This window comes from Caulobacter sp. DWR3-1-2, from assembly GCF_049896225.1.
Lineage (GTDB): Bacteria > Pseudomonadota > Alphaproteobacteria > Caulobacterales > Caulobacteraceae > Caulobacter.
The window spans coordinates 57,765-71,558 of the sequence record NZ_JAFCTW010000015.1; the positions used below are offsets into that span (position 1 = coordinate 57,765).

Here is a 13,794-nt window from a genome sequence, read left to right on the forward strand (position 1 = left end):
CCTACCACAGCCAAACCGCGCCGCCTACGGATCGAGGCGGTAGCCGGCGCCGCGGACGGTCTGGAGCATGGCCCGGTCGAAGCCCTTGTCGATCTTGCTGCGCAGCCGGGAGATGTGCACGTCGATGACATTGGTCTGCGGATCGAAGTGATATTCCCAGACCTTTTCCAGCAGCATGGTGCGGGTCACCGACTGGCCGGCGTGGCGCATCATGAATTCCAGCAGCTGGAACTCGCGAGGCTGGAGGTCGATCTCCTTGCCCTGGCGATGGACCGTCCGGTTGATCAAGTTCATCTCGAGCTCGCCCACCTTCAGGGTGGTGGCCACGGCGCCGGTCTCGCGACGGCGCGACAGGGCCTCGACGCGAGCGATCAGTTCGGCGAAGGCGTAGGGCTTGACCAGATAGTCGTCGGCGCCGGCCTTCAGGCCGATCACGCGGTCGCCGACCTCGCCCAAGGCCGACAGGAACAACACCGGGGTGTTGTCACCCTCGCGGCGCAGGGTAGAGACAACCTCGACCCCGTCTTTCTTGGGCATCATGCGATCGACGATCATCACGTCGAAGCCGCCCTTGCCGGCCTCGGTCAGGCCGGCCTCGCCATCGGGGGCGTGAACGCATTGATGGCCGGCCTCGGTCAGGCCGTGGCTCATGGCGCCGGCCGCTTCGAGATCGTCTTCGATGATCAGAATACGCATTTCAGGCCCCTGGATGCACGCCCTGGCACACGACGGGGGCGTCACCGAATCGGTGACGCCCCCGTCGTGTTCGTCGTCACGGCATGGATGGTGACGTGATCCGCGCGCGGGGGAAAGCCCCCGCGCGACGGTGTTCCGCGCCGAGCCCTACGGCGCGATCTTCAGCGGCACGATCGTCGGACGACCGGCGCGGACGATGCGAAGATTGACGCTGGGGCGCTGCAGCTTCTTGGCCGCCTCGACCGCCGCCGAAACCTGCGACGCGCTGGCGACAGGATCGCCATTGACGCTGGTCAGGACGTCGCCCTTGCGCAGGCCCTTCTCGCCAGCGTCGGAGTTGACCTTGACGCCATCGATCAGCACGCCCTTGACGGCGGGGTCGATGCTGTAGGTGCGACGGGCCGCGTCATCGATCGGCGCCAGGCTCATGCCCAGGGCTTCGGACTTCTGGGTCTGCGGCTTGGTCGGGGTTTCGCCACCGTTCTGGTCGGTGTTGTCGCCATCGACCGCCAGTTCCTTCTCGGTCGGCCGGACGCCCGACTTGATCTCGACCGTGCGGGGCTTGCCGCCGCGCAGGACCGACAGCTTCAGGGTGTCGCCCGGACGGCCCTTGGCCACTTCGCGAGTCAATTCCGAGCCGCTCTTGATCGCCACGCCGTTGACGGCGGTAATCACGTCCTCGGGCATCAGCCCGCCCTTCTGGGCCGGGCCACCCGCCACCAGGTCGGCGACGATGGCGCCCTTGACGTCCGACAGGCCCTGGGCCTCGGCCATTTCGGTGGTGAAGGGCTGGATCTGGGCGCCGATATAGCCGCGCACGACCTTGCCGCCAGCGATCAGCTGCTTGGCGGTGTTCTCGGCCACGTCGGCCGGGATGGCGAAGCCGATGCCCACCGAGCCGCCGGTTGGCGAGAAGATCGCAGTGTTGACCCCGATCACCCGACCATAGACGTCAAACGACGGACCGCCGGAGTTGCCGCGGTTGATGGGAGCGTCGATCTGGATGTAGTCGACGAAGGTCGACGAGCTGTCGCCCAAGTCGCGATTATAGGCCGAGATGATGCCGGCCGTGGCGGTGCCGCCCAGGCCGAACGGGTTGCCGATGGTAATCACCCAGTCGCCGACCCGCGGCTTGGCCTGGTTCTCGAAATTCACAAAGGGGAAGGCCGCGCCCTTGGCCTTGGGATCAACCACCTTGAGGACCGCCAGATCGGTGCCCTCGTCGCGACCGACGATGGTGGCCTTCAGCTCGCGGCCGTCCTTGAGCACAACATTGATGCCGTCATCATCGGCGTCGGCGACGACGTGGTTGTTGGTGACCAGATAACCGTCGGCCGAGATGAAGAAGCCCGAACCCGACGACTGCTGCTTGGGACCGGGGGCGGCTTCCTCGCCGTCCTCGGGCTTCTGGCCGCGCGGCACGATGTCGAAGCCTTCCAGGCCTGGGATGCGCAGCTTCGGCGCGGCGGCGGCCTTGGACGTCACGTCGATCTGCACTACGGCGGGCGAGACCTGTTCGAAAATGTCGGCAAACGACAGCGGCGCGCCGGGCGGCGGAGCGAACATCGCGGGCGGAGCACCCGCGGCGGCCACGGCGGCGCCAGAGGTGCGGATCACCTGCGGCGCCGCGTCGGCGCTCGCCGGACCCATGCGCATGCCGACACCGACCAAGGCCGCGCAGGCCACGCCCGCGCCAGCCACCGCGCCGACAAAGAAACCAGACTTCCTAGCAGCCATCTTACGTCTTTCCTCACCCACGGCGCACTGCGCCGGGTCCTTGGCCTGAGAACCTAGTTGCGCTAGCGAAAGGCGCAATGGTCTTCAACTGATCTTTGCGCCACGCTGACGATGGTCTTGCGGCGTCTTCGCGGCGCAATCGTGTCATTCATCCTTCAACAACGCCTGAACACGAGCCTCTTCGCCTTCGGAAAGCTGTTCAACGTCCTCGCCGGGCGCTCCGGGTGTGGCCCGTCGCCTCAGAAGCACGATCATCAACCCGCCGCCCAAAACCAGGGCGACCCAAGGCGTGGCCCAGAGCACGGCGTTGCTCGGCGAGAACGGCGGCTTGAGCAACACGAACTCGCCATAGCGCGCGACCAGAAACGTGCGAATCTGCCGGTCGCTGCGGCCCTGCTTCACTTGGTCGCGGATCACGCCGCGCAGGTCGCCAGCCAGGTCGGCTTGGGAGTCGTCGATCGACTCGTTCTGACAAACCAGGCAGCGCACCTCGCGAAACAGGTCGCGGGCCCTGGATTCCTGCACGGGATCAGGCAGACGCTCGGCGGGATCGGCGGCCGCGCCCGCCATGCAGGCGATGGCCATCAGCGCCACGAGCACACCCCTTCTCTTCTCCCCTTGCGGGAGAAGGAAGGAGGAGGCGATCTTCAAGCCGCCGTCTCCGACTTGCGCGCCACGCCGAACCGCAGCCGGCGGTCCGACAGCGAGATCAGGCCGCCCAGGGCCATGATCAACGGGCCCAGGAAGATCAGCCGAACCCACGGATTGACGAAGGCGCGGACCAGCCAGGCGGGCTGGCCGTTCGCGCCCGCTCGGCGCTCGCCCAGCACCACATAAAGATCGTCCAGCACCCGTGGACAGATGGCCACTTCGGAGGTCGTCTGGCGGCCGGTCGGATAGAAGCGGCGCTCGGGCTGGGCCGTGCAGATCGGAGCGCCGCCGCGGGTGATCTTCACGATCCCCCGCTCGGCGATGTAGTTGGCGCCCTCGACCGCGCCGACGTCGGTCAGGGCCAGCTCATAGGCGCCCAGCTTCAACTGGCCGCCGACGCTCACGGCTTGAGCGGCCTCGACGCGCCAGGTGGTCTCGAACGACGCGCCCAGCACGAACAGGCCAAGGCCGGCATGGGCCAGGGTCATGCCCCAGGCGCCGCGCGGCAGGCCCACGGTCCGGCGCCGGACCTCGGCCCAGGGCGCACGGAAAGCCCGCACCCGCTCGGCCAGCTCCAGCACCGCGCCGGCCACCAGCCAGACCCCCAGGGCCAGGCCCGCGCTCGCCAGGGCATGGCGCGGCGCGATCACGGCGAAGGCCACCAGGCCCAGGATCGCGGCGCAGGCCAGGGCCAGCCACAGGCGGCGCATCACCAGCCGGGCGTCGCCGCGCTTCCAGGCCAGCAGCGGTCCGGCCGGCAGGATGGCCATGGCCAGCACCATCAAGGGAACAAAGGTCAGGTTGAACCAAGGCGGGCCGACCGACACCGCTTCGCCGTCCATGGCCTCGCGGATCAGGGGATAGAGCGTGCCAAGCAATACCGTCGCCGTGGCGGTCGACAGGATGATGTTGTTGACGACGATCGCGCTCTCGCGGCTCACCGGGGCGAACAACCCGCCGCTGTTCAGGCTGGGGGCGCGCAGGGCGAACAGCAGGAAGCCACTCCCGGCCGCGATCCCCATGATGGTCAATAGCAGGATGCCCCGCGCCGGATCGACGGCGAAGGCGTGGACGCTGGTCAGCACGCCCGAGCGCACCAGGAAGGCGCCAAGCATCGAGAAGGTGAAGGCAGCCAGCCCCAGGAACACGGTCCAGCCCGGCAGGGCGCCGCGCTTTTCCAGCACCACCGCCGAGTGCAGCAGCGCCGTGCCGATCAGCCACGGCATGAAGCTGGCGTTCTCGACTGGATCCCAGAACCACCAGCCGCCCCAGCCCAGTTCGTAATAGGCCCAGAAGGCGCCGAGCGTGATGCCGACGGTCAGGAAGCTCCAGGCCGCCAGGGTCCAGGGCCGCACCCAGCGGGCCCAGGCCGCATCGACCCGGCCCTCGATCAGGGCGGCCATCGAGAACGAAAACACCACCGAGAAGCCGACATAGCCGCAGTAGAGAAACGGCGGATGGAAGGCCAGCGCCGGGTCCTGCAGCAGCGGATTGAGCGACGCCCCCTCGACCGGAACGTTGATCAGCCGGGTCATCGGGTTGGAAGCAAAGACGGTGTAGGCCAGGAATAGCACGCCCAGCGCGCCCTGCGTCGCCACCGCATAGGCCCGCAGGCGCGGCGGCAGGGCGGCGCCGAAGGCCGCCATGGCCGCGCCAAAGCCCGTCAGCACCAGGCACCACAGCAGCATCGAGCCCTCGTGGCTGCCCCAGGCGCCAGCCACCTTGTAGAGCATGGGCTTGGCGGTGTGGGAGTTGGCCGCGACGTTGGCCACGGAGAAGTCCGACACCACGAAGGCATGGACCAGGGCCAGGAAGGTCAGGCCTGTGCACAGGAAGGCGCCCAGGGCCGCGCCCTGCCCCGCCCCGGTCAGGACCGACATCCGCCGCGCCCCGCCCACCGCCGACAGCCCCATCTGCAGGGCCGACAGCACCAGGGCCAGGATCAGGGCGTAGGCGCCGAACTCGGTAATCATGCCAAACCTTCCCTTCTCCCCTGGCGGGAGAAGGTGTCGCGAAGCGACGGATGAGGGGTTGAAGGCGAGGTCAGCCGCGCACGGCGGACAGGTCGGCGCGACCCCTCATCCGTCGGCCCCGGATCAAGCCTGGGGCCGCCACCTTCTCCCGCAAGGGGGGAAGGAAATTTAAGCGTTACGCTCACGAGGCGGGCTTCCCTGTTGAGTAGGACGGCGTTTGGCCATCCCCTCGCCACTCGCCCTGTTCCTTCAGCGCCTTGGACACTTCACGCGGCATGTAGCGCTCGTCGTGCTTGGCCAGCACCTGCTTGGCGACGAAGACACCGGTCTCGTCGAAGGCGCCCGAAGCGACGATCCCCTGGCCCTCGCGGAACAGGTCGGGCAGGTCGCCCTGGTAGCGCACGAGATTGGTGGCGCGCTGGTCGGCGACCACGAACTCCACCAGGCCGTCGGGGTGCTTGACCACGCTGCCCTTCTCCACCAGCCCGCCTAGCTGCACCTTGCGGCCGGCCGGCACATGGGCGGCGGCGGCCTGGGCGGGGGTGTAGAACAGCGAGATGGCGTCGCGCATGCCCCACAGGGCCAGGCCGACGGCCAGGGCGACCACCGGGGCGGCGACCGCCAGGACGGTCAGGCGGCGGCGCGCCTTGCGGGATTTGGGCAGGAAACTCATGATGTCGTATCCGCCTTGGGGGCCTGGGCGGCCTGACGCAGCGCGGCCAACACCTTGGGCTGGCCGGCGAAGCGGGCCTGGGCCTGGGCCAGGGCGGCGTCGCGCTTGGTGGTGTCGCCCAGCACGGCATAGGCCCTCACCAGCTTGACCCAGCCATCGGCGTCGTCGGGATTGGCCTGGAGCTTGGCCGCGAGGCTGGCGACCATGCCCTGGATGAAGCCATCGACGCCCGAGCCGTCGCCGGCCGGCGCGGCGGCTTGCCCCTGAGGGGCCGTCGGTTCTGGCAGCAGCCCGCCGCGCGCCTGGGTCTGGACGATCTCCTCGGCGAAACCCGCGCGACGCGGGTCGTCGGACGGCATGGCGGCGAGCACCGCCCTCCAGTCGGCCAGGCCGCCGGCCAGGTCGCCTTCGGCGATGCGGGCCTTGGCGAGGTTGTAGCGGGCGATGACATTGGCCGGGTCACGCTTCAGCGCCTCGGCGAAGGCCCGCTTGGCGTCGGTTCCGATCTCGCCCTTGGCTTCGGCGATGAACATCTCGCCCAGACCCACCCACAGATCGACCCGGTCGGGCGCCAGCGAGACGGCGCGCCGCAGGGCCTGGGCCGCGCCAGTCGGGTCGCCGGCCTGCAGACGGGTGAGGGCCAGCAGCCTGAACAGTTCAGGATCATTGGGCTTGGCCTTGGCTGTTTCCTGCAACACCGCCGCGATTTGGTCGGGGCTCAGTTGCGAGAGCTCGGTGTTGCGCCACTGCGCCACCCGCTTGAGGTAGGGCTGGTCGCCCAGGCCAGGCGCGGCGACGGCGCCGTAGACGCCCAGCGCGATCAGCGGGGCCAGGGCGGCGAAGGCCAGGATCAGCGGCCGGGTCTTGGGATCGGCGACGGGCCAGGCCTGTTGCTGGTCGGCGGCGGCGATCAACCGGCGGCCGGCCTCGGCGCGGGCCGTCTTCAACTCGCCGTCGGCCAGCAGGCCGCGGTCGGCCAGGTCGTCGATCTCGGAAACCTGTCGGCGATGCACGGCCAGGCTGGCGTCGTCGCCCGCCCCCAGCGAGGCCTGCGCGGCGCCGCGCAGCACCAAGGCGGCGACGACGGCCGACAATCCCGCCGCAGCGATCCAGAAAGCGATCATGCGCGCGTGTTAAAGGGGAATGGCGACGGCCGTTAGCGAAAAAATCGCGTAAGGATCAGGCCGCCTGGGCCACGGCGGCGGCGGCGCGGCGGCGGACGATCTCGGCGGTCTTCTCGTCGCGGCTATAGGCGATGAGGCCGGCCGCCAGGTCGAGATAGCGCTGGGCCAGGGCCCGATCACCGCCCTCGCCGGTTCGGACCACATAGAGGATGTCCTCGATATACTGGTCGAGACGCGTGTTGAGCTTTTCCAGCACCTTGGCCCGGCTGGCGCCATAGCCGCTCTGGGCGGCGCAGGACCGGACGTCGGCGACGAAGGCCAGCACTGCGGTCACGCGGCTGACCAAGCGCTCGTCGGGCTCGGCGGTCAGCGCCGGAATGCCCTTGCCATTCTTGCCGCCGAGGATCGAGATCGGCCGCAGCGGCAGGGCCGCCAGCAGTTCCTTCTCGGCGGCGTTCATGCGGCTTTCGACGGTCTGGGCGACGCCCTGCTTGTACTTACCGATCCGCCTGCCCCAGGGACCGTCCTTGTTCAGATCGACAGACTGTTCGAACTCGGTGATCTGCGCCGCGACCCTCTGTGCGGCCAGCGCCGCCTTGCGGCCCTCGGCTTCGCCCCGGTCGGCGTCGAAGGTCCGAATGAAGTCGATGTTCTTCTCGATGTCGGTCAGCACCCGCTCGCCGAACACCCCGACCTCGGACGAGGCCCAGAACTTGTCGGTGGGCCGCTCCATCACCGCCGAGATCACCCGCAGGATCCGGAAATCGTCGGGCAGGTGCGCCGCGAGGATTTCGAACAACAGCGGTCCGGCGTCGTCGCGGATCTCGCAGGCGTCGTTATAGGCCAGGCGCGCGGACGAGGCGCGCTCCTCGCTCATCTTGCTGATCCATTCCGACAGCTTGGGCAGGGCGGCGCGAACGATGGCCGACAGCTCCAGGCACGCGGCCAACTCGTCGATGTCGCAGATCTGGCCCAGGGCCACGAAGCCCGGCGCGGTCTGGGCGCGCACGCCCCGGGCGGCGATCTCGCACAGTTCGTTGAACACCTCGGGCGGACCCTGTTCGAGGTCCCAGGGATTGCAGCGCGCCGCGGCCTCCTCGATCTTGCGCGGCGAGTCGATCTTCAAGGCCTCCCACAACAGGGAGAGCACGCGGGGCGGGAAAGAGGTCTGTTCGCTGTCGCGCGCGGCGCACAGCGGCACGATCGGGGCCAGGACGCTGTTGCGAATATAGCGGGCGGCGGTCTCGTCCTCGACCAACCGACGCACCGACGCCAGGGCGCCTTGCCCTCCGGCCGGACCGGACAAGGCAAGCTCCAGGCTGCGCAGAGCGGCGTCGGGGGCGGTTTCCACCAGCTTCCGAACCATCAGCAACTTGTTGGCGACGACCCCGGCCATAACTCCCCGCAAAAGCAGCCCACTGGGGCCCGCGTCAACCATGTCGTCAACGAGGTTAAGACTTTCCGAAACCATAAGTTTTTGCTGTTCGAGCCACAGCGTCGAAAGGTCGCTGGATGGCGGAAACCGGTGTCTTGCGATGTGCGGTTGAGAGGTGCGCGATGTGAGGTTGTGGGGCTCGCCTGATCTCTTCTCACCCGTAAGGCGGGGGCGGTGGCGCGATGCTGACTCGGCAGCAATGGGACGGTCGGTGATGCGCTATGCCGCGAGCGAAGTGTTCGCTGATCCAACGGGCGTCGCCGATGGAATCTGGGACCGCCCCCCCGTCACTTCGCCTATCGGCGCCGCGCCACCTCCCCCGTTTCACGGGTGAGGAAAGAGGTTCACCCCTCCGAGCGCGGCAGCACCAGGGTCACCCGTAGCCCGCCCAGCGGCGAGGCCGAGAGGGTCACCGAGCCGCCATAGGCCCGCGCCAGTTCGTCGACGATCGACAGACCCAGGCCCGAGCCTGGCGTATGCTCGTCCATGCGTTGGCCGCGCTTGAGGGCGTCGATCCAGCGGTCGGGGGGCAGACCGGGGCCGTCGTCATCGACGGTCAGGGTCAACTGCTCGGGCGAGCTGGCCACGGCCTCGGCCCGCACCTTGGCCTTGCACCACTTGCAGGCGTTTTCCATGACATTGCCGGCCAGTTCCATGAAGTCCTGACGCTCGCCCTGGAAGGCCAGGTCGTCGGGGCAGCGCCAGTCGATCTCGACGCCCCGCCCCCCTGGCTTGTCCTGGAAGATCCGCTCCAGAGTGGCAGCCAGCTCGTCCATGATCGGCTCGACGGGCGTGCGTTCGCCCGAGGTCTGGGAGCGCGCGGCGGCGCGGGCCCGGCGCAGGTGATGATCGACCTGCTCGCGCATGGTGGCGGCTTGGCGCTCGACCACCTCGGCCAGGCTGCCAGGCTGCTGGCTGGCCTCGGTCAGCATCACCGACAGCGGGGTCTTCAGGGCGTGGGCCAGGTTGCCGACATGGGTGCGCTGGCGCTCGACGACTTCCTGGTTATGGGTCAGCAGGGCGTTTAGCTCCCCGGCCAGCGGCGCCAGTTCCTCAGGATAGACGCCCTCCAGCCGCTCGGCCTTGCCACGGCGCACGGCGCCCACCTCGCGGCGCAGGCGAAACAGCGGCAACAGACCGACGCGCACCTGCACCACCACCGCCGACACCAGGCCCGCGCCCAGCAGGATCAACGCGATGGCTGTGTTGCGGGCGAAGATGTCGGCGTCACGGTCGATCGGGGCCCGATCCTCGGCGGCGATGAACACCACGGGGCGAGGATAGCCCGGCAGGCGGGTCAGGATGGCGGCGGCTCGCAGCCGCGCGTTCTGCGGTCCCATCAGGTCGAAGAACAGGGTTTTGCCCGGCGCGGCGGCCAGCCGCTCGGCCTGGGCGCCGGGGATGGTCAGCGAGCTGTCGAACAGCGACCGCGACTGGTCGATTATTCGCAGGCCCTGTGGCCGCATTTCCAGGATCTGCCAATAGCGGCCGGAATAGACCCGGGTGGCGCGAATGTCGGTCAGGAACGGCGCCTTGACCACGCCGTCCTCGACGCTGGAGCTGGCATAGAGATCGTCGGTCAGCACCGTCAGGGCGGAATCGAAGCGGCGGATGGCCGAGTCGCGGAACTGGGCGGTCAGGAAAACGCCCGCCACCAGCAGCACGACCAGGTTCCATACCCCGGCCAGCAGCACCAGCCGACGGACGAGCGAGTGCTTGCTGAGGTCCCACATGGCTAGCGCAAGCCCGTTGAAGGGACGATGAGGGGCTCGGGACGCTTTTCCGTTTCGCTCACCTCGCCCCCCTTTTTCCATTCATCCCGACGAAAGTCGGGACTCAAGCCGAACCTCGCGGTTTCGCTCTGATCCAACACCCCGCCTCAGCGTGAGTCCCGACTTTCGTCGGGATGAGCGGAGATTTGGGCCGGGCCAAAACGAATTGGCGAAGGCTCTAACCCTCTGTCGTCTCGCCTTCCAGCGGCGTCAGGCGATAGCCCAGGCCGCGCACGGTCTCGATCCGGTCGCTGCCCAGCTTCTTGCGCAGCCGGCCAATGAACACTTCGATCGTGTTGCTGTCGCGGTCGAAGTCCTGGTCGTACAGGTGCTCGACCAGCTCGGTGCGGCCGATCACCCGGCCTTGGTGCATGATCATGTAGTGCAGCAGGCGGTATTCCAGCGAGGTCAGGCGCAAGGGTTCGCCATTGACGCTGGCTCGGGCGGCGCGCGGGTCCAGGCGCAGGCCGCCGCACGACAGGCTGGGCGAGGCGTGGCCGGCCGAGCGGCGCAGCAGGGCGCGCAGGCGGGCCAGCAGTTCTTCGGTATGGAACGGCTTGGTCAGGTAGTCGTCGGCGCCGGCGTCGAAGCCCGCGACCTTCTCGTTCCACGAACCCCGCGCGGTGAGGATCAGCACCGGCGTGGCCACGCCGCCGCGCCGCCAGCGCTCCAGCACCGACACGCCGTCCACCTTGGGCAAACCGAGATCGAGGATGACCGCGTCATAGGGCTCGGTTTCGCCCAGGAACTGGGCTTCCTCACCGTCCGGCGCCTGATCGACGGCGTAGCCCGCGTCCCCAAGGGCCAGCTTCAGCTGGCGCGACAGGTCGGGATCGTCTTCGACAAGCAGGATGCGCATGGAACAGGAAACCTTAGTTGGCGCTGAGGATCTGGCCGGTCCGCGCGTCGACGATGAAGTCGATGCGGCGGCCGTCGGTGGTGGCCCAGCGGACGCGATAGTTGGAGCCTTCGAGGCCGGCGTCGAGCACGCGGCCCGGCGTGCGGCGACCGATCTGCTCGATCACCCGGCCCAGTGGCACCAGCTGGCCCGACTGAACGCCGCCCCGCGCCTGATCCTGCCGGGCGCGCCAGTCAGCGCCCAGCGAGTCCGGCCCGCGCTGCGCCGACGCCACGCCCGGCAGGGCGGAGGCGGCCAGCAGGGCGGCGAAAAGGATGTTGATCGGCTTCATGGGCTCGGTTTTAGAGCCTCGCGGCTGAATAGAGGCTGAACACGGCCGTTATGGACGGGTCGCGTCGTTCTGTCACGGCCGGACAGGCGCCAAGCCCTTCGCGTCCAGGGGCTGTCTCTCGCGCCGCCGAGCCGCTTGTCACGAAAACTGGGCCATTCTAGAGTGCAATCTTCGCGCGTAAAATCGCGGAGAGCTCGGCAAGGTTTTCTGGGGAGGGAGCGATGCGACTGGTCATGACATCCTGGCGCGTGGCTGTGGCCGCCGTCGTCCTGGGCGCCTTTCTGGCCGGCGCCGCCCACGCCCGGGCTGCCCCGCCGCCCGTCGCCCCGCCCGTCGCCCTGCCCTTCGCCCCGGCCCTCTCGGATACGGCCACGCCGCCAGCGTCACCCGCCAATTTGACGTTCAGTCAATTCTCGGGCGCGATCGTCGGGGTTGGCCTCAAGGCGCTGCCGGGCCCGGACGGCAAGCTTGTCCCCGCCAAGGCCGCCAATTTCGATTCGATCCGGTTCCAGCCCGACGGCGGCTATCCGGCCTTCGATATGCTGGTGGTCAATCAGGCGGACAAGCAGGCGCTGCGGCTAGGGGCCAACAAGCGGATCATCCCGCCCAGGCCTGGCAGGGCCGACCTCGTCTGGATCGATGTCGATGATCCGGTGACCGCGACCAAGGTCATGAAGATCACCGGGATCGCGCGACCGGTCGACCCGTGGATGGTCGGCTGGACCGTCTGCGGCGTGACGGCGGCCCTGCTGTCGGTCGCCTTCCTGGCCTCGGGCGGCAAGCCGCTGCGGTTCATCACCGGCCACGACGGACGGCTGAGCAACTCGCAGTTCCAGCTGGCGCTGTGGTTTGGCGTCGTCGCCATCGCCTACGGTTCGATGCTGGTGCTGCGCGTCCTGCTGCTGGGGGCCGAGTTCATCAGCGGGATCGGCCTGACCGTGAATGTGCTGGCCTTGACGGGACTGAGCGCCGTCACCTTCGGCGGCGCGAAACTCGTCGCCACCCAAAAGCAGAACGCCGCCAGCGACACGGCCAATGCCGACGCCCAGACCGCCGCGGTCACCGCCAAGACGGCCGCCGACGCCGCCAACAGCTCGACCGCCGCCGTGGCCAATCTTGACGCCGGCGATCCGGCCGTGGCCGGCGCGACCCTGAGCGCCACGACCGCCGTGCAGGTGGCCACCGTCGCCGCGACCTCGGCGGCGCTGCTGGCGAACAGGGCGGCCAACACCCCCGCGGCCAAGGACATGCCCGCTGCGACGGCCGGAACGGTCAAGGCCAGGCTCCTCGACCTTTTCAAGAACGGCGAGGGCGAGACCGACCTGGGCGACTTCCAGATGATCCTGATCAGCGTGGTGGCGGCCGGCATCTTCGCGGTGTCCAGCATCCACGTGATGCTGCTGCTCGACATCGCCAAGGACATCTTGCTGCCCGACGTCGATTCCGCCCTGCTGGCCATCTTCGGCCTGGGTCAGGGGGCGTATCTGGTGAAGAAGGCCGTGCTGCCGGCCGGGAAAGGCTAGGCCGAAAGCGCCTACCGCCGCTTCGGCGCGTAGGGCCTCTGGGTCCGCCAGGTCTCGGCGAACTGCTCCAGTTCGGCGTCCGGCGTTTCCGGCAAGGTCACCACCAGCCGCGCGAACAGGTCGCCGCGCTTGCCCTTGCCGTCGGAGAGGCCCCGGCCCTTGAGCCGCAGCTTGGCGCCCGTGTTGGAGCCCTTGGGGATCGACAGGGTGACCGGGCCGTCGGGCGTCGGGGCCTCGACCTTGCCGCCCAGCACCGCGTCAGGCACCGAGATCGGCAGGTCCATGACCAGGGTGTCGGCCTCGCGGCGATAGATCGGGTGCGGCTTGATGGCCAGCTCGATCAGCGCGTCGCCCTGTCCGCCTCGGCCGGGGCTGCCCTGACCCTTCAGGCGCAGGGTCTGGCCCTCCTGGGCGCCAACCGGAATGGTCACGTCGATGGTCCGGCCGTCGGAGAAGGCCACCCGCTTCTTGCCGCCCTTGATCGCCTCTTCCAGGTCGATGTCGAGACGAGCGCGCACGTCGGCGCCCTTGGGCGAGAAACCGCCGCCGAAACTGCCGGCGCCGGCGCCAGCGCCGCGATTACGGCCCAGGATGTCGCCGAACAGGTCGTTGAGGTCGATCTCCGGGCCGTCGCCGCCGCCCGCCCCTGGGCGACCTCGATTGAAGCCGCCGCCGAACGGCGAGCCCGCCCCGCCAAAGCCGCCGCGCGCGGTCTCGCGACCATCGACGTCGATCTCGCCGGCGTCGAATTTCTTGCGCTTGTCGACGTCGCCGATGATGTCGAAGGCGGCCGTGACCTGCTTGAAGCGCTCCTCCGACTTCTTGTCGCCCGGATTGGTGTCCGGATGGTGCGCCTTGGCCAGCTTGTGGAACGCCTTGCGGATCTCGGCCGCAGTGGCGGTGCGGGAAACGCCAAGTTCCGTATAGGGGTCGCGCGCCAAGGAGGCTCCTCACTTCGAAAGACCGGGGACGCCTCAATTAGGCCGTTTGCCGCCGCGCGCAAGCGTTATGTTGCATTAA

At 68.7% G+C, this 13,794-nt stretch carries 12 protein-coding genes; 1 reads left to right on the plus strand and 11 read right to left on the minus strand.

What is annotated here, in order from left to right; genetic code table 11:
• Positions 1 to 24: 24 nt before the first annotated feature.
• The 10 genes from ACP696_RS18110 to ACP696_RS18155 form a co-directional block, all read right to left on the minus strand.
• Positions 25 to 696, minus strand: a complete 672-nt coding sequence (locus ACP696_RS18110) for a response regulator transcription factor (RefSeq protein ID WP_426014867.1) — start codon at positions 694 to 696, stop codon at positions 25 to 27.
• A gap of 147 nt (positions 697 to 843) precedes the next feature.
• Positions 844 to 2,433, minus strand: a complete 1,590-nt coding sequence (locus ACP696_RS18115) for a trypsin-like peptidase domain-containing protein (protein WP_426032753.1) — start codon at positions 2,431 to 2,433, stop codon at positions 844 to 846.
• 144 nt (positions 2,434 to 2,577) lie between these two features.
• Positions 2,578 to 3,018, minus strand: coding sequence for a cytochrome c-type biogenesis protein (locus tag ACP696_RS18120; protein WP_426014964.1), 441 nt, complete (start codon positions 3,016 to 3,018; stop codon positions 2,578 to 2,580).
• Between the two features lie 62 nt (positions 3,019 to 3,080).
• Positions 3,081 to 5,057 (minus strand): heme lyase CcmF/NrfE family subunit, encoded by a 1,977-nt coding sequence (locus tag ACP696_RS18125; protein ID WP_426032749.1) that lies wholly within the window; start codon positions 5,055 to 5,057, stop codon positions 3,081 to 3,083.
• A 181-nt stretch (positions 5,058 to 5,238) separates the two neighbouring features.
• A complete protein-coding gene (gene ccmE, locus ACP696_RS18130; protein WP_426014872.1) occupies positions 5,239 to 5,730 on the minus strand; it encodes a cytochrome c maturation protein CcmE in 492 nt (163 codons plus the stop codon).
• Positions 5,727 to 6,854: a c-type cytochrome biogenesis protein CcmI gene (ccmI, locus tag ACP696_RS18135; protein ID WP_426044130.1), complete on the minus strand. Its 1,128-nt coding sequence runs from the start codon at positions 6,852 to 6,854 to the stop codon at positions 5,727 to 5,729. The genes ccmE and ccmI overlap by 4 nt, the downstream gene beginning before the upstream one ends.
• A 55-nt stretch (positions 6,855 to 6,909) precedes the next feature.
• On the minus strand, positions 6,910 to 8,250 hold the full coding sequence (locus ACP696_RS18140; protein WP_426032744.1) for a hypothetical protein: 1,341 nt from the start codon (positions 8,248 to 8,250) through the stop codon (positions 6,910 to 6,912).
• 383 nt (positions 8,251 to 8,633) lie between these two features.
• A complete protein-coding gene (locus ACP696_RS18145) occupies positions 8,634 to 10,022 on the minus strand; it encodes an ATP-binding protein (RefSeq protein ID WP_426014878.1) in 1,389 nt (462 codons plus the stop codon).
• Positions 10,023 to 10,239: 217 nt separating this feature from the next.
• The gene (locus tag ACP696_RS18150; protein WP_426014880.1) at positions 10,240 to 10,920 is read right to left on the minus strand and encodes a response regulator transcription factor; all 681 of its coding nucleotides are present in this window, start codon (positions 10,918 to 10,920) and stop codon (positions 10,240 to 10,242) included.
• Between the two features lie 13 nt (positions 10,921 to 10,933).
• Entirely contained in the window at positions 10,934 to 11,251 is a 318-nt protein-coding gene (locus ACP696_RS18155; protein ID WP_426014882.1) for a PepSY domain-containing protein, read from the minus strand.
• A gap of 221 nt (positions 11,252 to 11,472) precedes the next feature.
• Here ACP696_RS18155 and ACP696_RS18160 point away from each other — a divergent pair, with 221 nt between their 5' ends.
• A complete protein-coding gene (locus ACP696_RS18160) occupies positions 11,473 to 12,774 on the plus strand; it encodes a hypothetical protein (RefSeq protein WP_426044131.1) in 1,302 nt (433 codons plus the stop codon).
• Positions 12,775 to 12,785: 11 nt separating this feature from the next.
• Here ACP696_RS18160 and ACP696_RS18165 read toward each other — a convergent pair whose 3' ends face one another.
• Positions 12,786 to 13,715 carry a DnaJ C-terminal domain-containing protein gene (locus ACP696_RS18165; protein WP_426014886.1) on the minus strand — a complete coding sequence of 310 codons (930 nt, stop codon included), beginning with the start codon at positions 13,713 to 13,715 and terminating at the stop codon, positions 12,786 to 12,788.
• Positions 13,716 to 13,794: the final 79 nt, after the last annotated feature.

Excerpts from the sequence above, each read along its gene's own strand:
- ACP696_RS18110 (WP_426014867.1), bottom strand. The coding sequence starts at position 696 with ATGCGTATTCTGATCATCGAAGACGATCTCGAAGCGGCCGGCGCCATG.
- ACP696_RS18140 (WP_426032744.1), bottom strand. The coding sequence starts at position 8,250 with ATGGCCGGGGTCGTCGCCAACAAGTTGCTGATGGTTCGGAAGCTGGTG.
- ACP696_RS18155 (WP_426014882.1), bottom strand. The coding sequence starts at position 11,251 with ATGAAGCCGATCAACATCCTTTTCGCCGCCCTGCTGGCCGCCTCCGCC.
- ACP696_RS18160 (WP_426044131.1), top strand. The coding sequence starts at position 11,473 with ATGCGACTGGTCATGACATCCTGGCGCGTGGCTGTGGCCGCCGTCGTC.
- ACP696_RS18150 (WP_426014880.1), bottom strand. The coding sequence starts at position 10,920 with ATGCGCATCCTGCTTGTCGAAGACGATCCCGACCTGTCGCGCCAGCTG.
- ACP696_RS18125 (WP_426032749.1), bottom strand. The coding sequence starts at position 5,057 with ATGATTACCGAGTTCGGCGCCTACGCCCTGATCCTGGCCCTGGTGCTG.
- ACP696_RS18120 (WP_426014964.1), bottom strand. The coding sequence starts at position 3,018 with ATGGCCATCGCCTGCATGGCGGGCGCGGCCGCCGATCCCGCCGAGCGT.
- ccmE (WP_426014872.1), bottom strand. The coding sequence starts at position 5,730 with ATGAGTTTCCTGCCCAAATCCCGCAAGGCGCGCCGCCGCCTGACCGTC.
- ACP696_RS18145 (WP_426014878.1), bottom strand. The coding sequence starts at position 10,022 with ATGTGGGACCTCAGCAAGCACTCGCTCGTCCGTCGGCTGGTGCTGCTG.
- ccmI (WP_426044130.1), bottom strand. The coding sequence starts at position 6,854 with ATGATCGCTTTCTGGATCGCTGCGGCGGGATTGTCGGCCGTCGTCGCC.
- ACP696_RS18115 (WP_426032753.1), bottom strand. The coding sequence starts at position 2,433 with ATGGCTGCTAGGAAGTCTGGTTTCTTTGTCGGCGCGGTGGCTGGCGCG.